The following is a 22,637-nucleotide window of genomic DNA, read 5'->3' on the forward strand; positions in this document are numbered from 1 at the left end:
ATGCCTTGCGGCTCTTATTTCTCCGCCCGGCTCAACCGGGAAAATACGAAAAACACTATGCCGAGAAAAAGCAGGATTATCGTAAAATAAATCCACGCGAGCGCACTCGACCTTCCGTAATCGGTTGAGGTAACCTGCGAGATAACGGGATTGGTCGGAAACGTGAACAAATCCACGATCGTATAGATGAGATTCAATAAAATAAATGGCGTCATCCCGGGCAGCGTTATTTTCCAGAAGCTTTCCCATGGATTGGCCCCGTCGATCCGCGCTGCCTCATAGATGCTCGAGGAGATCGTCTGACGTCCGGCAAGAAAAAGCACAACCTGGACGCCTGAATACCATAGGACGATAACAAAGGAATTCAATAGCGCCAGCAATGGCGCGGATAAGCCGCCCGGAATCGCGTCCGTGACGAATGATTCGATATTGTAGCGGTCGAGAAAGCCCAGATCGCCTTCCCCTTGCGTAATAAATTCAGTGACCACTTGCCCTGTAGAAAAGATAACCGGCAAGAAGAAGATCGCGCGGAATATGCCCCTTCCCCTGAATTTCTGGTTCAGAAGAATCGCGACCAGCAGCGCAAAAATAATGATTGTAGGAATAACCAGCATCGATTCCAGCAAGAAAGGGATCAAATACTCGTACAGTACGCCTCCGTTTGTGAACAAGATATATTTGTAATGCTCCAGTCCGCGGAAAACCATTCGGATCCCGGTAGCCTGCACTTTGACGTCATTGAAGCTCATATAGAAGGAGTAGCCCAGAGGAAATGCGACAAAGGCCAGAAAGCCGATAAGCCAAGGCGCAATGAAGAGCGAGCCTTCGATATTGCGAATATCTTTCGCCTTTAATCTGCGCTTACTGACCATGAGAGACCTCCTCCCCGACGATCCGGTAATCTTGTCCGGGTATAACCAAATTGCCGCTCCGGTAAGGCTTGCTGTTATAATTCACGACAATTCGTCTTCCACTGGCATATTCCGTTTCCATCACGCCTTCCGACAGCTGCCGATGCCCGACAATGAATTCATGCTGCACAGGGCCAAGCGCTTCCTCATAACGGCGGTAATCCTGAATCGCTCTCTCCTTCCAGTCCTTGAAAGATGAGCTGCCGACCTTCAAGCTCTGGGCATATTGAAGCGTCCGGGTATCGGAATAAGTAAATGTATAGGAAGGAATGGCCCCGTATTCGATATCCTTCAGGAAGCCCCGAACGGTTTGTTCCTGCTCGTTCTCATCCTCTGACGTATATTCGACCAGTCCATGCAGCGCAATCTGGGCGAAAGGCACCGCTTGGGTGGAAAATAAATCATACGAGTAATCATCTGCCAGATGCCGGATGTGCTCTATTGCGGGCAATGCGTAGAAATTGGCATTCTCAAGCCCCAGCGCCCCCAGCTTGCTCTTCACACTGGCGAACATTCCGTCCTCGGTCTGCTGTCCTTCGGCCCGGCTGCTGTGATAATCATTGTTATAATCGCTTGTCAGAGCCTGAGCGCTGCCGATCAGCACAAGTCCATCCGCCCCGAGGGACTGGTAGTGCGGAATATCCTCCGACAGTATGCGGCTGGAGTATTTCACACTGGCAAGCGGGGCCTTGTAGTCTCCGAAGTAACGGTCCATAATGGTTCCCGCCTTATTCTGAATCGCATGATAACGCGCCTTGAATCCTTGCACGCCTGTGTTCGCGGAGTAATTGATTCCCAGAAAAACAGGAACTTCCAGCGTATGTGCATAATCGATGAAAGACTTCATTCCTTCATTGCCGCCAAGCTTTGCGGCCACCGCCCTGTATCCGCCGAATTTGCCATACCCGCCAGCCTGCCAGCCCTTATAAGTGATGGACAAGTTCCCGATCCCGCTTTCATGCAGCTGCTGCACGATTTCTTTCGCTTCGGAGGTTGTCGTGGCTTGCAAATACCGGTCCTTCACAAGCCCCTGCTCCGTGTCGCCGCCAAGCAGCGTCACATAGAGCGGCAGCTTGCCGCCGTTTCCGTCCAATCGGGCAATCCCTCTGTCTTCCATCAAGTATTGTCTGTAGCGCGACGCCATCCCCACATAATTCGCCGAGCTCTCATCCAGCAAGTAGTACCGTAAGGTGCGGTCCCCTTCGAACCGGTCATCCCTGCTGTACGCCATATAGCCTTTATCCTTGGATTTACTGACGACCTGGTAGAACGGAGCACGGTATAATTGCTGCGCTGTCACCCAATTGTAATCGCTGAATACACCGGCAGGCGAGGCGGTAATCTGGGCATGCGCCTCTCCTTCTTCCGCGACCGCCAAGAAAGCTCTGTTCTCCGAACGGAGTCCGAATACAGGCATCACAATGCGTTCGCGGGTGTTAGGCCCCTGCTCATAGGACGAATCCGGGCCATAAATCGATTCCTGATAAATCCGGTTGGAGTGCTGCCCGTTCTGATTAAAGTCGATAAGTGCCCCTGAACCGTCCGGTATAAACAGGTAGCCCTCCTGCCCGGCTGAATGCTCGGCGCCGAAGAACGGATATAAGCGCAACCACATTAGCTTCGTTTCCAGTCGTTCCTTCAATCCGGAATCGATGATTTTCGTCTCGACAAAGTCCTGTTCCAATCGGATTTGAATCGGAATATCCATGCCGAGCGAAGGCATCGACAATACGAATCGAACACCGCCCGGTATCGGTGTAATCTGCTCGACTGACCCTTTCGCATCGATGAAATTCGTTTCTTTGGGCTGCGAGCTGAATCGCGTGAAATCTTTGAACTGCAGCATTAAGGGAGCGGCGAGATGACTGCGCCACATGCCGCCGACAGACTCTTCCTGCCATTGGTCGGGATTCGGGTAGGAGCGCCACACCTGCCCGTTTCTTTTGTTCTCTACAATGAAATGCCCGCTTGCCGGGTCCAGCTTGAGTCGCAGTGCCCCGGTTTCCGACACCTGCTCGAACGCCTCGTCCTGCGGCAATACAGCCTCTTTCGTTTGAGCAGTACCGCCGGAAACCGCTCCAGCGGGACTCCCGGCTGCCGTGCCTTCTTTATCGGCCGAATAGAACGTGATCCGAAGCTGCGTCAGCGCAAGCAGAATCAGGAGAACAGCCAGCAGCGGGACGATCTGACGCTTGCCAGGCAGCCATTGTTTCCTCATCTCCAAATCACCTCCTGATAAACCTCCACGATGAATGAACGCAGCTCGCTCGTTAATCCGAACACGATAAAAACAAGTACTCCGAGCACAAGCATAGCTAACAAAGTCAAGGAAACATTGACGACCGTTTCCCCGAATTGGTAATTCTGCAGCGTTTGAACGCTCCAGAACAGCAGCAATCCGCTCCATATCTGCATGGCCAAGTTCAAATACGAATAGATTGCGCTTTCCGACAAGGTCATCGCATTGGACATGATCGCAAGCAATACACCGACAATGAGGATTGGAAGCATCGCATAGCTGCTCCCGATGAAGGTATCCCGGAAACGCCCCTCCCCGCGGTAGATGGAGCTGACCAAATAATTGCAAACGACCCAGCCCAGCCAAATGAACACATAAGGCGCGACAATCGGCAAAAGGCTGATTCTCTCGATCATCGTTTTGCTGAAGCTGAAGCTTGTATAATAAGCGGAGAAAACGATCGAAGCGAGCACAAGAGCCAGAATAAGGAATGCGCTGATGTAGCTTCCCTTATTCTCGTATCTCAACGCGGTGAAGCCGTCAAAGGGATGCCGCAGCACGTAAAGCCAATGCCGGGACTGCACAAAGAAAGGATGCTGGGACTTTTTGCGGTCCCTCCATTCCGACCTCCACCTCGTATTTTTCGTAAGCTTACCGATAAGAAGGAATGAGATGAGCAGCAGGGCGGCAATTGTAGCGATCGTGGAGAACTGCTCCTGAAACCACTGGATCCGTATTTTCCAGAATGACTCCGAGTATCCCTTCTGGTTGCCGGCTTCGCGGAACAACTCCGCCGCCATGCTGTAATTTCCTTGCTCATACGCGGCTTGTGCAAGCCCTGTCAGCGCCGGTGTATAGGAAGAGAGCGCATGGGAAATTTCCGACCAGATCGGCTTGCTCTGCAAATATTGGCCGTCCATGCTCAGGCGGTTAGCCTTTAAGACATTGGCACTGAAATCCGTCAGACCAAAGGTATGAACCACGTTCTCTTCATCATCAAGGATGAACAGCTCCCCGCTCGAATTGACGCTGACGGCAACCGGACTTCGGATTAATCCCCTTTGTGTCGTATTCGGATTCGCGGCGCCTCCCCAGAAATACAGCAGTCTTCCGTTCGCATCATAATGACTCACATAACCGAGGCTGTCGTCAATCAGGGTCAGATTCCCCTCCCGGTCGACCGCAACATCGACCAAATGCGGTTGTTTTCCGGCTTCGCGATAACGTTCCAATGACGTCATTTCCCCGAACGTCCGATTCGCCGTGCCGAATTTATCGGATTGGACCAGGATGTTTGTTCCCTTATAGTTCAATTTCTTGACTTGATCCACTCCCGCGTTTTCCTGGCTCGTAACCGTATAGACGAGCCCCTCGCCGTCAATCATGACGTTGTTCGGAGGGGGCGGCAGCTTGCTTTTCTCGTTCTCGTACATTTTCTTCGTATATACGGCGCGCTTGAAAGCATCGATCGCGGAGAACGGCGTCGGATTCGCACCGAAGAACCGCTGGAATTGTCCCTCCGGGGACAGCTGAAGCAATCCTAAATAGCCGCCTCGCGAACAGATATAAAGATATCCCCTCTCATCAACAACGATCTTGATCGGATCGTATTGGAAATCCTCAGGGATGAAACGTGAATCCGGCCGCTTGTATTCCCGGATCATCTCCCCGGTCGCGCTCAGCCGGACAATGCGCGCGTTGCCTGTATCGGCAACATACAGCTCGCCGCTTGCGTCTACGAAAACGCCTTCAGGTTTCGAAAGCGGACTTTCCGGCACGGTCAGCTGCCGAACGAATCCGCCCGCCGGATTAAACTCCACAATCCGGTTGTTGCCGGTATCCGCGATATAGAGATGGTCACGGGAATCGATGAACAAGTCCTGAGGACTGGATAATGCGGCTGCCATCTTGGTCTCCGGATGCTCCGGGTCGGTTTCCGGAAACTGTTTGCCCACAATCTGCATGGGATAATAAGCGGACTTCGCATAAATGATTTTGCCATAACCATCCCTGGCAAATGTATCGTATGGCACTGCCGCATAAGCTTCAGCTTGGACCATTAGTCCGCCCGCGACGAGCGCTAAAGCCAACAGGCATTTCAACAAGTGCTTACGAACATACATGGATCCCCCTCCTTTCTTTCTTTATTTGAGACCGGAATGCGCCATAGTCGCAATTACCTTGCGTTGGAATACAAGGAAAATGAGCAGCGTAGGCACGAATAAGATCAGTACGGCCGCCGCGGCCGCTCCTTGTCTGGCTACGCTGTTGGCAGACGCGCTGATAAGCGTGGACATGAAATAGGGCAGCGTCTTCATGGTATCGTCCTGCATAAACAGGATCGAGGTGTTCGGGTCTCCCCAAATCGTTTGAAATTGAAGAATAGCCGAGGTTGCCACAGCGGGCATCGCCACAGGAAGAACGATCCGCATAATGATCGAAAATTCCCGGGCCCCATCGATCTTGCCCGCTTCGATCAGCTCGTTCGGAATCTGGTCGATGAATTGCTTCATGAGAAAAACCCCTACAGGGGAAGCAATATGCGGCAGGAGATGCGCCCAATAAGAGTTCATCATGCCAAGCTCGGAGACCAGAATATAGGTCGGAATCTGAACGGCCTCCTGTACGAACATCAAAGACAGAATGATCGCGGCAAAGAGCAGGTTTCGGCCGGGGAAGCTGTGTTTGGACAGGGCGTATGCGCACAAGGCGCTGATCAACAGCACCGCCAGCGTCCCTGACACCGATACGGCGATACTGTTGAATAGATATCTGGAGAACGGAACGATCGAATCCTCCGTGATTCTGGACAGAGCCGCAAAATTGGCCCATGTCGGTTCGCGGACGAATAAGGTTGGCGGGAAAATGAACAACTCTGATCTGGGCTTGAATGCGTTATTGAATATAAACAAAAGCGGCAGTACCATAAAAACGCCAAACACGACAAGCAGCAAGGTGATTACCACTTGCGTTCTATCCATGCGGATCATGCGATGCAGCAACCTACTCATCCTCCTTCGCGCCGAATAACCGCCAGCTCAGCTTGTTGAACAAGTAAATGATGACCAGCAGAAACACGGATAGCGCCGAGGCATAACCCATTTCAAACCGAATAAGCCCATGGTCATGAATATGGCTTTGAAACAAATGACCCGCGTATTCGGGTGTCGGATTCTGACCGGATAGCAGAGCGCCGATCTCCCCACCCTTGAAAGCGCCTACAATCGCCATAACAGCAGCGAACAGCATTTGCGGCTTCATGATCGGGATGGTAATGTACCATATCTCTTGCAGCCTGCTTTTGACGCCGTCAATTCTGGCGGCTTCGTACATCGTCCGATCGACATTCAGAATACCCGCCATCATCGCCAGGAAACCGATCCCCATGCTGGACCACAAGGTGACGACAATCATGGCATTCATCAAGTAGGCCGGATCAAGCACCCATAGCCGGGGCTCGCTGATGATCCCGAGCTGAAGCAAATAATGGTTCAGGTAGCCGATGCGGTCGCCAGTGAGCAGCGGCTGCCAGACCAGCTGCAGCACGACGGCGCCTGCAAGCGACGGAGCATAGAAAACCATCGCGAACCAGATCCTCATGCGGCCTGGCAGTTGGGCGATGACCCAAGCCAGCATGAAGGCCAGCACGTATCCGCCGGGACCGACAATGACAGCGAATTTAATCGTATTTGGCAGCACATGCTGCAGAAATATCTGATCTTGCGAAAGCAAATATTTAAAATTGCCCCAGCCAATGAATTCAGGCGATTCCACCCCGTTGAAGGAAGTGAAGCTAAGGCCGAATGCCGAGATAATCGGAACCAGGATAAAGACGGCAAACACCACGACAAACGGAGCAATCAACAAATAGGACACCCGCGCTTGCCAGATTTGGTGGAGCAAGCCGCCTCTGCCGACGCCGATCCTCTGTTTCCGTTTGTGCAGAACCAGCTCACTTGCCGCCATAGTCCAACACCTCTTTCCATGGTTTTGAAATTTGTGGGAGTTTAATGGAATGAATCACTTTGCCCTGCTCATCCATCAACCCGAACTCTATCGATTTCCGCCTGACCTCGCGGTTAATATTATCAATGGCCATCCGGAACGACTCGCGGTCGTTCACGCCTCCGACAACCGCCCGGTTCCATGCATTATTCATCTCGCGCTCGACAAAGTAGGAACCTGGCACATGCATCATGGTTGTATACCATTGCCACTGCTCCAGAAATGCATCCAATTCCTCCTTACGCCAGGGGAGACGGGCGAATCCCTCGGCATTAGCCGTATTCCAGCGGAAGGCCGGCCCGTAATAGCTTTCCATTCTCATGCCGAACTGTGCTTGAGTATCCGCGGACAACCACCATTGCAGGAACTTCCAGGCTTCCTCCTTGTCCGCCGAGTCCTTCATGATCAGTGCCGATAATTGAGCGCCTCCCGACCAGCGGACGATCTGCCCATCCTCCTGCCGCACGCCCGGCACCGGAGCGACATCCCACATTCCGATCAATTCGGGAGCACCTATCGATAACTGCAGATACGTCTGGAAATCCGATACGCCGACAGGAATCGTCCCGTCCCGGAAATGCTGATAGAAGCTGGATACCTGCTTCTCAATCCCATACTTGCGGTACAGATCCGTCATTAACTTAAAGCTTTGCAAACCTGCAGGAGACTCCAAAGCCGATTCAAGACGGCCTTGTCTCCAGAATTCGGCGCCGTATTGGAAGGCAAAGGACTCATATTCGTGCGGTACGAAAAAATTGTAATTGCTTTGCTGGAGAGTCGGCAGCAGTCGTATAACATCCTGCCAGGTCTCGGGCACCTCGGCACCCAGCCGCTGCAAAATATCCTTGCGGTAATAAAGCATCTTGAAGTTCAGCGTCTCCGGGAAAGCATAATAACCTCCATCATAATAATAGGGCTGCATGGACCCTGGGGCGAAAGACTGCACCAGTTCATCGAAGCCCGCGAACTTGGACAAATCTGCAGCAGCTCCGCGCAGCGCCATTTGAATCGGCTGCGCCGATGTAATGCCCAGAGCCGCATCCGGCACATTTCCGGCTGCGTTAGCCATGACCAGCACTTCTTCTTTGGCCAGCTGGTTGATCTTGACCTTAATGCCGGTCATCGGCGTGAATGATTCATCCGCCATTTCCTGGAGCACGCTAACATTATCCCGGCCATACTGCATCCAGACGTCCACGACTCCGTCGCCAACTTGGGAAATCCGATTGCCGGATGCGAAGGATCCGAGAAACCTTGCGGTCGTTGTTCGCGCCTTCTCGAAGAAGTTCGCCTTCATGCGGGGCAGCTGCGCATCCAGCGGCGCAATATAAATTTTGTCGATCAGCAGCGGCGAAGACAGCATCGAACGCTGTGCTGAGGCAACCTTCTCCCGAATATTGCCCAGCTGATCCAGCTTGTGGGGAATCTCGTTCGGATATTTCAGCAGGCTTTCCATATTCTTGATGGAAGTTCTCACGTTTTGTACGTTTTCGTTCGTTTGGCCGCCATTGGCTGCAAGCAGTTCGTCAGCCATCATCCGCATTTGGCCGGAGACGGATTGCAAGGCGCTCAACAGCTCGGGAAATCCATTCTTAATATCCCAGGTCCGGTTCCGGTCTACGACACCCCCTACAAGTGCATTCAAATCATAAGAAACCTCATTGAGCTTGCGCAAAATATCTTCCTGCAGGACCAGTGCTTCATGAAGCGGGGCAATGGTCGCCTCCAATGCCAGCGTGTGTTCTCCTGCTTCCAGATAAAAGGGGTACGGCTGATCCGGACTGGATTCCAGCGCCGTCCTGGCCCACTCGTCCGCATAGGGAACCCGGTAGGCAAGCAGCTCCTCGAACGGAACCTTGCCGTCGATATATACCGTACGGAAAGAGGCCTGACTAGCCGTATAGCCTTGATAGGCACGCAGTACGATTTGATAGATGCCGCTCCTGGGTACCTTGAATTTCCAAACGACGGTCTGTCTACCTTCTTCCAATGCATATCCCCCGACCGCGTTAAAAATGTTCTTTCCCTTTGCCGGCGGGCTCATCAGTGCATCCCGCTCCGATTGTATCTGGATCGCCATCGCATTTTTCTCCAGCAGCTGCTCCGCTTCGATCTCAATAATGTCCCGAGCGGGAGACGGCGTCTTCGGGTACCCCGCCGCAACATCCTTATAGGCAGCTATTTGGGTTGGTGGCTGCAGCCGTAACTTTCCGATGATCATCGAATCGACGCCTTGAAGCCTGATGGTGTGCGCACCCTCCGTCAAATGCCATCTGAACGGCACGGCGTATCTGCCTTCCGCATCCTGAAACGGCACCCGCTGCCACTCTTCGACTCCGACCTGGCCAGGCTGCAATTGATTGCCGTCCGCATTCGTCCGAAGCGGAAGCTGGTCCCGGAATTTCCACGGAAGCTCCACCGCCCGCGCCTCACGGAACGGAAAATCGCCGTCGATGCTCACGGCAAGCACGGCCGAATGGAGACGGTCATCCTTATCTTCCGCTTCATTGGCATGGTACTCGAGCTCCAATTCATACAATCCGGCTTGCTCCACTTCGATGTCATACTCGACCCAGTTGGTGCTATCATTGTTCCAGATCAATGCCTGATTCATGCCCTTGTAAGGGCCAACCGTCGTATCCGCACCCTCGGATTGGTTGCTGATTTGTCCTCCGGGAACGGTTATCGTTTGCATCGCATCCGTGAATCCCTGCTTGCGCCACTCACCCAGAACATAGCTGTAATAGGTTTTCTGCTGCTCGGAAACCTCCGCCACTGGAATTCCATCCGTTACCGGCCCTATAGCCCGGCTTGCGACGTCTGCGGAAGAACGCTTGTTTAGCCCACTTACGCCAAAGAAAATCAACAGGCATATAATTCCGCCAGCCAGCCAAATCAGCGCTGTACGATTTCGTTTCAATCCTTTGTCTGACATCCCGACACCACCTTTTAGCAAACGTCCACGCCGGATTCAATTCGTTGTCCGGTTGCGCTGTTAAAAAACATGACCTTATGCATATCCATCGCCAGCTCCACCTGCTCATTCTCGTTGAAGGTATGGCGTGGATTCACCCGGGCAATAAGATCTGTATTTGTTCCGATATCCATATAGATGAAGCGGTCCGCTCCCATCAGCTCATCCAGACGATAGATGCCGCGGAAGGAGGCATCAGGATAGCCTTCGAGGACGATCCGCTCTACGCTGACGTTCTCAGGCCGGACACCTAAGGTGACTTCCCGGTTAACCAGATTTTTCAGCTTGGCATTCTGCGGATGTCCTTGCGGAATTCGCAGCGAGAATCGCTTCGTCTGAAAGGCGATATGCTCTCCGCTCTCTTCGATTTTGCCTGTTACAAAGTTAATCGGAGGCGAACCGATAAAGCCCGCGACGAATATATTTGCCGGTACATTATAGATGTTTTCCGGCGTATCCACCTGTTGAATCACCCCGTCCTTCATCACGACGATGCGGCTGCCCATCGTCATCGCCTCGGTCTGATCATGGGTGACATAGATTGTCGTGACACCCAGCGATTTGTGCAAGCGGATGATTTCCGTCCGCATCTGGACCCTGAGCTTGGCATCCAAATTGGATAACGGTTCATCCATTAAGAACACTTGCGGGTTCCGGACGATGGCGCGTCCAAGCGCCACACGCTGCCGTTGGCCTCCGGACAGCTGCTTCGGCTTGCGGTCGAGGAAAGCCTCGATCTCCAGCACCCTCGCCGCCTTATGCACCTGCAGCTCGATTTCATGCTTGGGCATTTTCCGCAATCGGAGACCGAATGCAATATTCTCGTATACCGTCATGTTAGGATACAGCGCATAATTCTGAAACACCATCGCAATATCCCTGTCCTTTGGGGGCAAATCATTCATGATCTGATCGTTTATATAAATCTGGCCCTCGCTAATGTCCTCAAGACCTGCAATCATCCGCAGCGTGGTCGATTTACCGCATCCGGAAGGACCGACAAACACGATAAACTCGCGATCCTCAATCTGGAGATGAAAGTCTTTTACGACCGTATCCTTCTCTTTGCCATAACTCTTGTAAATATGATTGAGCAAAATCCGGGCCATAAATCCATGCTCCTTTCGACTTAATTTATCCATATATTGGATTCTATCACAAGGTCTTCGGAAAGTATTTACCTTATGTATTAAAATAAAGCCGGAATTAAACGCTGTTCAACTGAAAGAAAAGGAGCTGATTTATACTATATTGGACTGGGGACGTCCAGGGCATCGTTCATCAGTTCATTATTGTGCAAATCCGGATTTATTCCTTCCCATTATGCACAGGGCCGCACCGGCAAACTTCGATAGATATGATAAATACAACCATTTCCAGTTGGCATACAATGGAAAGGCAGTCTAATAGATGTAATAAATCAGAATACCGGGAGGGTCTCTAACAAGTGAATGAAAATGACGGACGGATCAGCAAAACCCTGAAAGAGCGCTTAACGCTCTGGAATCTGAATCTGAATGCCGATGACCATAACCTCGTAACCGTCAGAATCAGGAACGCATCGGCATGCTCAAGTGCACTGCTCTGCTGGACAACGGAAACGGATCATCACTTTAATGAAGACAAATCGATGGCTATCCCATTGCATCCGAACCATCCGGAGACTGCCGGATATGAAATCTGCCTGGCAGATACTGCGGGCTGGAACGGCGTCATTACGACTTTACAGATCAGATCGGAGGACGCCTCCGGCGGCGAAAGCTCCCTGCTTATTGAAGAGGTGGCTTTCTCCAAAGTCGACCATGCGCCTGTACATCCGATCGGCGAAGTTACAAGTGTTCATGTCTCCACCGATTCAATTACGGTCAACGGGATCGTCACAAGCGGTATCGAACTCCAAGGCAAGACGCTGTCTCTGTACGAGTTGGCCTCTTATCAGCATGAATCCAATCCGGCCATGTTAACAACGCCCTTGGCTGTAACGCCTGCTGCGGAGCACAGCTTCGCGTTCGTCGTCGATCGATTTGACGGGCATCATGATCGCTACTACTCCAAGTTCGCCGTTGCGCTTCAGGACGGGGCTGCTTCTGGACCCGGACAGCTTGTCGATCATGCGAAATATGCAACGCATATGGATTTTGATTCCGTGAATCATTTCCCCTATCCGGTCGCGCAGAGCAAGAAGGGAGTCAATGTGGAGATGACGGACGATGCCGAGGAGCTCGGCATTTCCCATGCGCTGATCAATTTTACCGTTAATGAATCGATGCTGAACCCCGACGACACGAACAGACTCGATGCGATTCCATTCGAATTAGAAGGCCAAACCTATTATTTTAATAAAACGTACTACGAAACGATGGACCATAAAATCAAGCTGTTATCCGATAATGGCGTCCTGATTACCATCGTGCTGATTCTGATCAAGGACCACCACCGCATCACCGAAATCATGATCCATCCCGAAGCTGCAAGAATCGAGGGGTTGGGCGTTCACGGATTTAATGTTGTGACCGGGGAAGGGTTTCGTTATATAAAAGCGGCCACCGAGTTTCTGTTCGCCCGTTACACCAGGGAGGATCAGAAGTACGGACGCGTCGTCAATTATATCGTGGGCAATGAAATCGACGCCCAGTGGGATTGGCAGAATATGGGGGAGAAATCTGTTCATCAATTCGTCGACCACTATGAACAAGCTCTGCGCCTCTTCTATCTGGTATCCCGCAAATATTACGACCAGGCGCGGGTGTTCCTTTCACTGACAAACAACTGGATGAAGCCCCATAAATTTGATCCAAAAAAATACTACCGCGGCCGCGATATCGTCGACCTTGTGAATGCGCAGTCCAAGAAACATGGCGATTATCCTTGGCATGTCGCCTTTCATGCTTATCCGGAAGATTTCCTAAATTTGGACACGTGGAACGACGAGCAGGCTCTCGATCACTGGGATACACCGCATATCACCTTTAAAAATCTTCACGTGCTGGTCGATTATATGGGACGAGCCGAACTGCTCTGCGGCCATGAACGGCGTAGAATCATTCTGTCCGAGCAAGGCTTCCACACGGCTGACGACTCCCTGGAGACGGAAAGAATACAAGCAGCCGCTTATGCTTACAGCTATTACAAGGCTCAATTCCTGCCCGAGATCGACTTGTTCATCATGTTCTCGCATATTGATGTTCCATTCTTCGGCTTGCATATGGGCTTATGGACACAAGATCCTGCCACTTCCGAGGGATTCGTTCCGCTGAACCGCAAATACATCTATGATGTGTTCCAATATATCGATACGGACCGCTCCCTGGAGCTGACCGAATTCGCCAAACCCCTTATCGGCATTTCCGATTGGAACGAGGCCATACCGGGCTTCGATCCAAGCGCATTAGAGGCACGGCCGATTCCCGCTTCGGTTCCCCTTCGCATTGTATCGGATTACGCGGGCGCAATGGACACGGAGGGCTGGGAACGGGCCGATCATGCGAATCATATCTATATTCCGGATGATGAGGCGCACAGCGGGGAAGGGACGCTTCAAGCCGAATTCTCCGCTACCTCCAAGAAATGGCGCGGCGTGCAGAAGCGATTCTCTAGCCCGTACAATGCATCGCCCGCCCCGATCCTGAAACTGAGCGTAAAGCTGACGGGCTACTCGAACGAAGAGTCTTACCATATCCGCGTTAAGGCATTCAGCGGGAAGGAGTGGGCCGCGGGCACGGCCTTAATCGATCCCGCTCAGGGCTGGGTGTCACTTGCCCTGGACTTAAGCGATTGGGACAACCGGCATGCCATTGACAGAATCAAAATTTGGGCGGCCGGAGACAGCACGAGAAATTGGGCCGGGCAGCTGCTGATCGACTCCGTTGCGTTCGCCGCCAATTGACTGGACCAAGGAGATCCGGCTTCACCGCCTTCAATACAGCGCTACTCGCGCATATGAATCGCTCCTCTTAAAATGGATGAAAAAAGCCACCAAAGGCTGGCGGCAACAAGCCGCTACATATATAATAATTATAAAATTTGGAAATTTAAGCGAACAAGCGGAGAATCTTTAAAAATACAATTGGAGGCTTTAGTGAGGTGAAGACGGACGGGCAACTGGTGGAACAAGCACTGCAAGGGGAAGGCGTGGCTTATGCAGAGCTGATTGGACGCTATATGAACGCGTTGTATGCTATAGGCTTTCATATTACCGGTGACTTCCATTTAGCGCAGGATATTGCACAGGAAGCGCTGATTAAAGGATATCTCGGGCTTCCCGATTTACAAAATACTGAGAAGTTTGCCACTTGGCTATATACCATCACCCGCCGCACTGCGTTCGGCTTTAAAAGAAAGAGACGGCGGTTCCCGGTTGAGCTCGAACTTTCGCCTGAACTTGAGGATCCGCATGCCATAGAAGATATCGTGGAAAGTAACGAGCAGAGCGAAAAAGTATGGCTTGCTTTGAACAAGCTTAATGAGCTATACCGCGAGACGGCAATTTTGCATCTAATTGGTGGTATGTCCGCATCGGAGATCCACAGGTTGGTAGGCGCCACGACAAGTGCGGTGGAAAGCCGATTGCGGCGAGCGAAGGCCGTTCTTAAGCAAGAGCTGTTTGATTTCGCCCGGGAGACGCTGGCCGCAAGACAGTTGGATGAAGCATTTCGTATCCAGGTTACGACCTTGTTGTTTAGGCAGCTCAATTGCTTCTACTTGCCGGTCGCCGATCCTTTCTCGTCGGCGATGTGGTATAACGAGCATTTCGGCCTTTCATCCGGTTCGGCACCGGAACCGGGCTGCAGCGGCGTATCGCTCCCTATCGGTTCAGGGATGGAAATTTTCTTATTGAAATCGATCGGAGCGAGCAGTGGTTATCCGAAACCATTCGAGTTGCTAAGCTTCGAAGTGGATGATCTGGCATCTCTCGTGGCCCGACTCCGGCAAAAAGGTGTGAGCGTCGAAATGGTTGAACGGAGCGGGAAGCGATTACTTAGCAAGTTTGTGGACCCGGACGGTCATATATTTTCATTGATCCAAAAGATTGTTTGACAGGATAATGGCGTTTTCTTCGTCTTGTTTATTGAAATGAATTTTTGAGGAGATGAGGCAATGGTAAATCGAGCAATTGAGGAGTTCGCCGAGTTAACGGCAAATGAAGTCGTACCTCCATCGGTACCTGTGCTGAAACGAGTAAACTGCATTTACGTTCCGGCTTCCGATCCTTATCTGACGATCAAATGGTTTGAACGACATTTTGGTTTGCGTCATCCGAAAGAAGTAAAGAAGGATACGAACGGGGAATCCCTCGAACTTGGAAACGGAATGGAATTATTTATTTTACGAGCGGAAAAAGGATCCCGGATGACGTTCCAGACTGATGTTTGGTCGGGGCCCAACTTTCAAATGTCAATGCTGTCTTTCGAAGTCGACAATATCGTCGACCTGCACCAAAAGCTGCTGGAAAGCGGCGAGGTGAAGCTTGAAGAACTGCGGGATAATGACGGGTGTGGAATAGGCTTTTACTTTTATGATCCGGACGGCAACAAATTTACAGCGTGGGAATTACAGACGATGGTCTGGCGCAAAGCCGAAGTGCCAGCGGCTACAAGATTGGAGGAGAGATTCGGTTTCGTCAATTGCTACTTTCACGGTGAATTGAGCGGATTCATAGCCAGAGTGCGTGAAGGATCGCGGGATGTGTCACGGCGTATCCAGATTATTGGTTGTAGTGAACTGCGCCAGTCGGACAGAGAAGGATTGCAACAACTGGTTGAAACGTTCGAGAAGCTTAACCGCGAGTATCCGGATCGACCGTTGCGTATTGTGTATCGAGAATAGTAAAGGCGATGAGAACGATAGCATATAGATACAAGAGTGGATAATCGGTTGCTTCGGCAGCCGTTTTTGTTAACTTTATCCTTTCAGATCTAGTCGAACAAAAAAAACAGCCCCGAGCGGAATATAAAATCCGCTTCGGGGCTTGCTTGTTTATTCGGATATGGGATGCTTTATCCTCACCTCATACGCGAAGGCAGGACGGACAAGCTCCAATTCGTACTCGCCGCTGCCAATCTGCCGGATCTCTCCTTCATTCGTTTCCGGATACGTTTCACTCTTGAACCTCAGAGTGCCGACACCGACAGCATTCGTGAAGACGGCGATGCGCGACCGATCCATGAACACTTTAATTTCACCGTCCTGTGTAGGAACCGTTCCTTCAAACCACTCGAGGCCGCCAAGGCACGGTTCGACCCTGTACTGCGAATACCCCGACGCCTCCGGCCGGACGCCCGTCCAATATTTACCGAGCAGATACAGCGGTGCGGCTCCCCACGCGTGACACAAGCTCTTGCGGTATTTGTCCCCGTACATATCATATTGCAGCTCCGCCGGTTGACCGGGATCATACTCTTCCCAGAACGTTGTCGCCCCCAGGTCCAGCATGCCGCCCCAATATTCGCGCATCTCGTGCAGAACATGGGTCTGCTGCCCGATTTCACATAACGCCTCCAACTCAAAGTAACGCATGAACGGCGTTGTGATTTTCTGCACCGATTCATTAAGCAGAACGTTCCGCGCGACAAGCTCAGACTGCGCGTTGTTCAAATATCCAAGTCTGAGAGCGAACATACTCGGATATTTCAGAATGCGATCGTTTATCTTGCCGTCCAGCCGGCCGTGAAGGAACGCGCCCCGCTCCTCGTCCCAGAACAGTTCGAATATGCGGCTGCGCAGCTCCTGCGCCAGATCGGTAAATTTCTGTTCGTTGCCGCCGTCACCAAGCAATCCCGCAAACGTCCCCATGATTTCCAGGCTGCGGCAGAACAGCAGCTGTTCGGCGCATACTTCACCGCGCTTCTCCATGTCCGCCCAGTCAATAAACACCCAATCCTCGGGATATCCTTCCATCATCCCATCCGTATTGCGGCGCTTCAGACAGAATTCCATCAACGACAGCATATTCGGATAGGAGGAAGAAATAAATGCGAGATCCCCTGTATGGAGATAATAATCGTGATAACTGATAAACCAGTAGAAGGTATAATCCATAATGGTATTGATGTGCATGTTCACGGGATCTTTGCCGCGCAGCGCGACCAAGGTCCGCCTCGTGACCGCCTGATCGAAGAAGACGTAATTGTTCATCATGAAGCTCTGATAGGCATCGCCGCTCCACACCCAACGATCCCGTTTCATACCGTCGTACATGAATTCCATCGTCGTAAGTTGAAGCGTTCGAACGGCCACCTCCCAGATTCGGTTGATGCGTTCATCGGAGCAGCGGAATGAACCGCGGCGTTCCATCGGCAAATACTCATACTCATGTTGTACGCTCTGCCACGTCAGCCCTTCATCTGCACGAATCTGGACATATCGGAAAGCACGGGTGACTGGCGTGGTCAAGGATTGAGGTTCTGTAAAATCGATCTCCAGCTCGTCTGACGTCTCGGCTTCTTCTCCAGCCAGAGCCTCTTCCATGGATTCGCCGTAATACAGGCGGATGACGCCACGTCCCTTCAGCTCCAAGAAGGTGACATAACCGAATGTCTCTTGACCGAAATCAACAAGTACCGTCCCCTTGGCTTTAGCTACGTGGACAGGATGCACGGTCTCATAAGCAAACGGGAACGCCCCGGGAGGAGAGGCCGGATCATCGAAGCGGTCTGAACCCGCATTCAGCCATTGACCGTTATGACAGGTCACTTCCCATGTCCCATCCGATGTTATTGTCTCGCCTGCCGCATAGAGCGCGGGAACTGCGGTGTCCATGAACACTTTAACGACCAGTTCATGCTCGCCTGCGGGAATAAGCACCGAGGTGATTGGCTTCCGTTCGTATGGCATCGGAAGCATGCTTCCGTCCAGATGAACGACAAACGCGCCCTGCACGGACAAGGTCAGACTCTCCGGCCGCTCCAGCTTAAGCTTCTTGCGGAACATGACATTCGAATAAGCGGTGTCCATACGCCAGAAGGGGGGACAAATATACCCCCGGAACTGCCGCTTCATAGACACTTGAACATGCAGCCATAGCTCATAATCATTCGGATACCAGATCCAGGTCGCCTTATGGTTCTTGTCTATTCCATCCATTTCTAACGCCTCTATTCTAATGTAGACTTTAGCCTGTACCGCCCGGATCCGGCTCTCAGCCATACGATGCCTTCCTCCTGGCGCAGCAGCGTCCAGCTCCCGTCAGCTGCCGACCAGTCAGCGGTCGTCGCGCTTTCTCCGTCGATTGTCACGCTTGCGCTGTCACGGGCAGGAACGGCAATTTCCGCTGTCGTGTTGGCCGGCACCTCCACAAGCATGTTCAGCACGCCGTCCGCATGCTCCCATGAGCTCTCGATCCATCCGTACAACGACTTATACCGGCAATTGATATTCGTGAATCCTCCACCAATTATAGGCCTTATTATGAATTTCTGGAATCCGTACAATCCTTCTGCCACATCAATTCCGGCCAAATACCGGTACAGCCATTCGCCGACGGATCCCAGAGCATAATGATTAAAGGAATTCATCTCCGGATCCTGAAATCCCTTCTCCTCATTCCAGCCGTCCCAACGTTCCCACATCGTAGTAGCACCGTTCTTAACCGGATACAGCCAGGATGGAAACGTGTCTTGCAGCAGCAGCCGGAATGCCGTATCCGCTTGCCCATAATCGGTTAATACCGCCAGTATATAGCTGACTCCCATGAATCCCGTCGTAATATGCCAGTCGTGGCGCCGAATATCTTCCACCAAATATTGCACGACGCGCGGAATATTCTCCTCGGACAGCAGTCCCACCTTCAACCCGAGGACATAGGCTGTCTGCGTATGTCCGGCAATCCGCCCATCATCCGCGACGAAATGCTCCTGGAAGGTTCGCTTGAGCTGCTCGAACAGCCTGCCATATTCGGCGGCATCTGCTGTTTCCCCGATTTCCTCCGACATTTCTCTCATCAATTTTACGCTGTAAGCAAAGAAAGCCGCATTGATGACGGCCTTCGGCGTTTCCGAGCCATAGGAAAGATGATCGCCGAAGGTTTCGGTCCGGCGAAGGAGCCGCTCGTCGCAATCCCTTCTCAGGAATGCGATCCAGCTTTTCATCGCGTCATAATTATCCAGAATATATCTTTTGTCCCCATATGCTTTATAGAGCGTCCAGGGCGTAATAACGCCTCCGTCACCGAAAAATACAAATCCCGCCCCCAGACTAACGACGTCCGGAGCCACATTCGGATAGGCGCCGTCCTCGCGCTGCGCGTCGCGGATGTCCGTCAGCCATTTCCGGTAAAAAGCCGCGCTGTTCATGTTGTAGGTGGCCGTTCGCGCGAACGCGTGGGCATCTCCCGTCCAGCCCAGCCGTTCATCCCGCTGCGGACAATCGAGCGGAACCCCGATGAAGTTGCCGCGCTGGCTCCAACGGATGTTCTCGAGCAGGCGATTGACCATGGGATTGGAGGTGCTCATCTGCCCGACTTCTTCCAAGGCGGAATGAATGACGATGCCTTCGATCATGTCCGCCGTTAACGTTCCCGGATAACCTTCAATCTCGACATATTGAAAGCCGTGGTAGGTAAACATGGGCTCGAATACTTCTTCGCCTCCCCCTTTAAGGGTATAATGATCCGTTTGCCTGGCTGAGCGAAGATTGAGGGTATACAGCTTCCCACCCGCATCCAGCCGCTCCGCGTAACGCAACCGGATATGCTCGCCGCGTGTACCTGTCATGCGCAGGCGAACCCAGCCGACCATGTTCTGCCCCATATCCACCAGGTATTTGGAGCCGTCAATATGTGCTATCGATTTCACCGGCAAGCTCCGCATATGCCTGATCGGCGGGCCTTCCGCTGCCTTCATCTCTCCGGCTGCCGGATTATCCAGAAGAATCGCAGCTTGCCATGGCGGCGAAGCCTCCTCCATGCGCGCATCATAACATTCGCCCATCAGCATATCGGACGTCCGGACAGCGCTTTCCGACACCTGCCACTGTTCATCCGTCGATATAACTTCCATCGAGCCGTCTGTATAATGAAGTTGAAGCTGTGCCCGCAATGCCGTTCTCCCCCCGTATTGATAAGGGCCGCAAATACCGATTAAGCCCGCGTACCAGCCAGAAGCGACGATCGCTTCCAACCGATTGTCACCGGCTGACAGCTGCGGGGTGATATCGTAGGTTTGATAAGGAATGCGGGTATGGTAGTCCGTCCAGCCGGGCGCGAATTTATCCCCGCTTACCGGCTCGCCGTTCAAGCGGCAACTATATATGCCAAGAGCAGAAATATATAATCTGGCCTGCGCCAGACTGGCCTTCACATGAAATGTTGTTCCGAATACGGGATTGGGCCCGTAGCCGCGATTGACCGGATACAAGATTCTTTTGTAGCTGCTCCATTCCCCTTCTCCGAACTGGCCGATTGCAACCGGGGACCGCCAATGGCCGCTGTCGTACGCCGGATCCAGCCACCCTTCTGCCGGAGTGTGGGAGACTTTCCATTCGTCAGCGGTCGTATACAACTGTTCAATGCCCTGGTGGCTAGTAATGGAAAGTACGGCAATGAAGCCCTTATCCCCTCCGTCGGAACGGACTGCGATGACATTATCTCCCTGTCGGGTCCACTCCAATATATCCAGTGTAACGGTTTGCGCATAGGGAAAAAACAAGCCTTGATCCTGCCCATTTACATAGATATAGACGGAATCCACAGCGTAGATCTGCAATTTTGCCGCACGCGGCCGTTGCTCCTGGACCGAGAATCTCAACCGGAAATACCGGATGGGATCCGTTATCGGAATTTCCGGCTCTTGAATATCCCAAATCACCGGAACCCCCTTCAGAAGATCAGGCTCGGGAACCGGATCTTGCAGGAAAGGCGCAGTAATCCAATCAGCCTGCCAGTCAGAGGCAGACAGGAAAGCTGTTTCCCAATGAGACGGCTTACTCCATTCACTCTCCGCGCCGTGCTGGTCCCATACTTTGACTTTCCAATAATAACGCGTGCATGATGCAAGCGGGGAACCGTTGTAGATCAAATGCTGGGACTGGGATGATAACACCTTTCCCGTATCCCACACATCCCCCCTGTTATGTACAATGTGATCCTCTTCATTCGAAACAATGATCCGATAAGCCGACTGTTTGCAACCGCGGGTGTCCTGCCCTGCTTGCAGCATCCAACTAAATGCAGGCTGAGGGTGATCCGTCCCAATCGGATTCCTTCCGTAATCCAAGGTCATCTCTTCGATGTTAAACAAAGTTCCCAGACAACTCACTCCTTTCTTGAATCAGTTTATGGGAAGGGCATTGTTTTGTATTTACCTTTTGTGGGAAAGATTCGACAGCTTAAAGTCAATTGCTATATGACGATGGCTTATGAATTTGCACAATATTAAACTGCGCATCAGGATTATTCATGACAACTTCTCTTCTTGCCGACAATGCATTATACTGATTCTATATCCTGCGAACACCTTCACAGACTACAGAAGGGGAGAATGAACATGTACATTCGTGAATACAACCATTTTGTTTCCGATGCTAAAGGTAAAGTCATTGGAGGAATTCACCCTTATCATGAAGTGTTATTCGTACTCGTTGGTGAATTGAACCTGCATTGGCTTGGAAGCGTATTCAAAGCCAAGGCGCCTGCTCTTTTTATTTTTCCGCCTTCTTCGCCGCACCAGATCGTACAGGTGTCCCCCTTCCTGGAATGCTGGTTTGTTGAATTGCGTCCCCAGGATAAGGACTATGTGCCGGGAATCGATAATCTGAATACATGGAACGTGGCGCAAAGCCAAAATCCCTTGAGTTTGAACGAAAACGAGGACTTATGCGCGACATTAGGCTCGATTCAACGAGCCATCGTTGACGACCTCCCCAAAAAACAAGGCGATACCTTCCTTCACATCATGATGTGCGATATCCAGAAACTGCTGCTGCAGGTCAACTATTATGCGCAGAAACAACGCTGTCCCCAGGAGCTGCTGTCTGCAGAAGCTCTCCCGGACAAATGGTCCGCCCAGAGCTACATCTACGATCAGATCCGGTATATGGAGGACAATTACATGCAAGGCATCACCTTGGACGATCTTGCCAAACGTTCCGGGTATACACCTTCCTACATCATACGTCTCTTCAAAGAAATGACGACTCTCACTCCCCTGCAATACCTGTTCGAGCTGCGCATGGATGCGGCCACTTCTTATCTGCAATCGACTCCGATGAGCGTACAGGAAATCGCTGAAACGGTCGGATTTCCAAATATTCATTACTTCAGCAGAATGTTCAAGAAGAAATTCGGGGAGAGCCCGACCGAATGGAAAAGAACCCATGTCCTTTGATCGAATGGACATGAGCTATACGAGGCCTGCCTATAAGCTTGCGTCTGCCAGTGAAATGATTGGGTTGTGACCGCCCTCTGGGCGAACGAGACCATGAACCGGGCTGCCTTCCATGTTGATTCCCATGCCGATGAGGTACAGGCACCTATGGGCCTATCATTGGGATTCGAGTCGTAATCGAGTAAGAA

General features: G+C 51.9%; 13 protein-coding genes. 4 read left to right on the plus strand and 9 right to left on the minus strand.

What is annotated here, in order from left to right; translation table 11 throughout:
* Positions 1-14 precede the first annotated feature (14 nt).
* The 7 genes from IEY46_RS20895 to IEY46_RS20925 are packed head-to-tail and all read right to left on the minus strand — an operon-like array spanning position 15 to position 11,238.
* Positions 15-872, minus strand: a complete 858-nt coding sequence (locus IEY46_RS20895; protein ID WP_188994651.1) for a carbohydrate ABC transporter permease — start codon at positions 870-872, stop codon at positions 15-17.
* Complete coding sequence (locus IEY46_RS20900; RefSeq protein ID WP_188994653.1) at positions 862-3,129, minus strand: DUF5696 domain-containing protein; 2,268 nt, start codon at positions 3,127-3,129, stop codon at positions 862-864. The genes IEY46_RS20895 and IEY46_RS20900 overlap by 11 nt, the downstream gene beginning before the upstream one ends.
* A complete protein-coding gene (locus IEY46_RS20905) occupies positions 3,126-5,273 on the minus strand; it encodes a YIP1 family protein (RefSeq protein WP_229750436.1) in 2,148 nt (715 codons plus the stop codon). Before IEY46_RS20905 ends, IEY46_RS20900 begins: the two co-directional genes overlap by 4 nt.
* 21 nt (positions 5,274-5,294) lie before the next feature.
* Positions 5,295-6,161 carry a carbohydrate ABC transporter permease gene (locus IEY46_RS20910; protein WP_188994655.1) on the minus strand — a complete coding sequence of 289 codons (867 nt, stop codon included), beginning with the start codon at positions 6,159-6,161 and terminating at the stop codon, positions 5,295-5,297.
* Positions 6,154-7,116: a carbohydrate ABC transporter permease gene (locus IEY46_RS20915; protein WP_188994657.1), complete on the minus strand. Its 963-nt coding sequence runs from the start codon at positions 7,114-7,116 to the stop codon at positions 6,154-6,156. Before IEY46_RS20915 ends, IEY46_RS20910 begins: the two co-directional genes overlap by 8 nt.
* Positions 7,103-10,090 carry an extracellular solute-binding protein gene (locus IEY46_RS20920; RefSeq protein ID WP_188994659.1) on the minus strand — a complete coding sequence of 996 codons (2,988 nt, stop codon included), beginning with the start codon at positions 10,088-10,090 and terminating at the stop codon, positions 7,103-7,105. The genes IEY46_RS20915 and IEY46_RS20920 overlap by 14 nt, the downstream gene beginning before the upstream one ends.
* A gap of 14 nt (positions 10,091-10,104) precedes the next feature.
* A complete protein-coding gene (locus IEY46_RS20925; protein ID WP_188994661.1) occupies positions 10,105-11,238 on the minus strand; it encodes an ABC transporter ATP-binding protein in 1,134 nt (377 codons plus the stop codon).
* A gap of 338 nt (positions 11,239-11,576) precedes the next feature.
* Between IEY46_RS20925 and IEY46_RS20930 the strand changes: the two genes are divergently transcribed.
* The 3 genes from IEY46_RS20930 to IEY46_RS20940 all read left to right on the plus strand — a co-directional run bounded on the left by IEY46_RS20930 (position 11,577) and on the right by IEY46_RS20940 (position 15,955).
* Complete coding sequence (locus tag IEY46_RS20930; RefSeq protein WP_188994663.1) at positions 11,577-14,015, plus strand: DUF5722 domain-containing protein; 2,439 nt, start codon at positions 11,577-11,579, stop codon at positions 14,013-14,015.
* 218 nt (positions 14,016-14,233) lie between these two features.
* A complete protein-coding gene (locus IEY46_RS20935) occupies positions 14,234-15,166 on the plus strand; it encodes a sigma-70 family RNA polymerase sigma factor (RefSeq protein WP_188994665.1) in 933 nt (310 codons plus the stop codon).
* A 60-nt stretch (positions 15,167-15,226) separates the two neighbouring features.
* Complete coding sequence (locus IEY46_RS20940; protein WP_188994667.1) at positions 15,227-15,955, plus strand: VOC family protein; 729 nt, start codon at positions 15,227-15,229, stop codon at positions 15,953-15,955.
* Between the two features lie 150 nt (positions 15,956-16,105).
* Here the strand turns inward: IEY46_RS20940 and IEY46_RS20945 are convergent, their stop codons facing one another.
* Both IEY46_RS20945 and IEY46_RS20950 read right to left on the minus strand, forming a co-directional pair.
* Positions 16,106-18,274: a family 78 glycoside hydrolase catalytic domain gene (locus IEY46_RS20945; protein ID WP_188994669.1), complete on the minus strand. Its 2,169-nt coding sequence runs from the start codon at positions 18,272-18,274 to the stop codon at positions 16,106-16,108.
* Positions 18,223-21,345: a family 78 glycoside hydrolase catalytic domain gene (locus IEY46_RS20950; protein WP_505813641.1), complete on the minus strand. Its 3,123-nt coding sequence runs from the start codon at positions 21,343-21,345 to the stop codon at positions 18,223-18,225. The genes IEY46_RS20945 and IEY46_RS20950 overlap by 52 nt, the downstream gene beginning before the upstream one ends.
* 264 nt (positions 21,346-21,609) lie before the next feature.
* On the opposite strand from IEY46_RS20950, the gene IEY46_RS20955 reads away from it, so the two are divergent.
* Positions 21,610-22,449, plus strand: a complete 840-nt coding sequence (locus tag IEY46_RS20955) for an AraC family transcriptional regulator (protein WP_188994673.1) — start codon at positions 21,610-21,612, stop codon at positions 22,447-22,449.
* Positions 22,450-22,637 lie beyond the last annotated feature (188 nt).

It is taken from the genome of Paenibacillus nasutitermitis, from assembly GCF_014641075.1.
GTDB lineage: Bacteria > Bacillota > Bacilli > Paenibacillales > Paenibacillaceae > Paenibacillus_Z > Paenibacillus_Z nasutitermitis.

Bases quoted from the DNA above. Each gene is read 5' to 3' on its own strand.
- IEY46_RS20895 (WP_188994651.1), bottom strand. From the start codon at position 872: ATGGTCAGTAAGCGCAGATTAAAGGCGAAAGATATTCGCAATATCGAA.
- IEY46_RS20955 (WP_188994673.1), top strand. From the start codon at position 21,610: ATGTACATTCGTGAATACAACCATTTTGTTTCCGATGCTAAAGGTAAA.
- IEY46_RS20905 (WP_229750436.1), bottom strand. From the start codon at position 5,273: ATGTATGTTCGTAAGCACTTGTTGAAATGCCTGTTGGCTTTAGCGCTC.
- IEY46_RS20945 (WP_188994669.1), bottom strand. From the start codon at position 18,274: ATGGCTGAGAGCCGGATCCGGGCGGTACAGGCTAAAGTCTACATTAGA.
- IEY46_RS20910 (WP_188994655.1), bottom strand. From the start codon at position 6,161: ATGAGTAGGTTGCTGCATCGCATGATCCGCATGGATAGAACGCAAGTG.
- IEY46_RS20950 (WP_505813641.1), bottom strand. From the start codon at position 21,345: ATGACCTTGGATTACGGAAGGAATCCGATTGGGACGGATCACCCTCAG.
- IEY46_RS20920 (WP_188994659.1), bottom strand. From the start codon at position 10,090: ATGTCAGACAAAGGATTGAAACGAAATCGTACAGCGCTGATTTGGCTG.
- IEY46_RS20900 (WP_188994653.1), bottom strand. From the start codon at position 3,129: ATGAGGAAACAATGGCTGCCTGGCAAGCGTCAGATCGTCCCGCTGCTG.
- IEY46_RS20915 (WP_188994657.1), bottom strand. From the start codon at position 7,116: ATGGCGGCAAGTGAGCTGGTTCTGCACAAACGGAAACAGAGGATCGGC.
- IEY46_RS20925 (WP_188994661.1), bottom strand. From the start codon at position 11,238: ATGGCCCGGATTTTGCTCAATCATATTTACAAGAGTTATGGCAAAGAG.
- IEY46_RS20940 (WP_188994667.1), top strand. From the start codon at position 15,227: ATGGTAAATCGAGCAATTGAGGAGTTCGCCGAGTTAACGGCAAATGAA.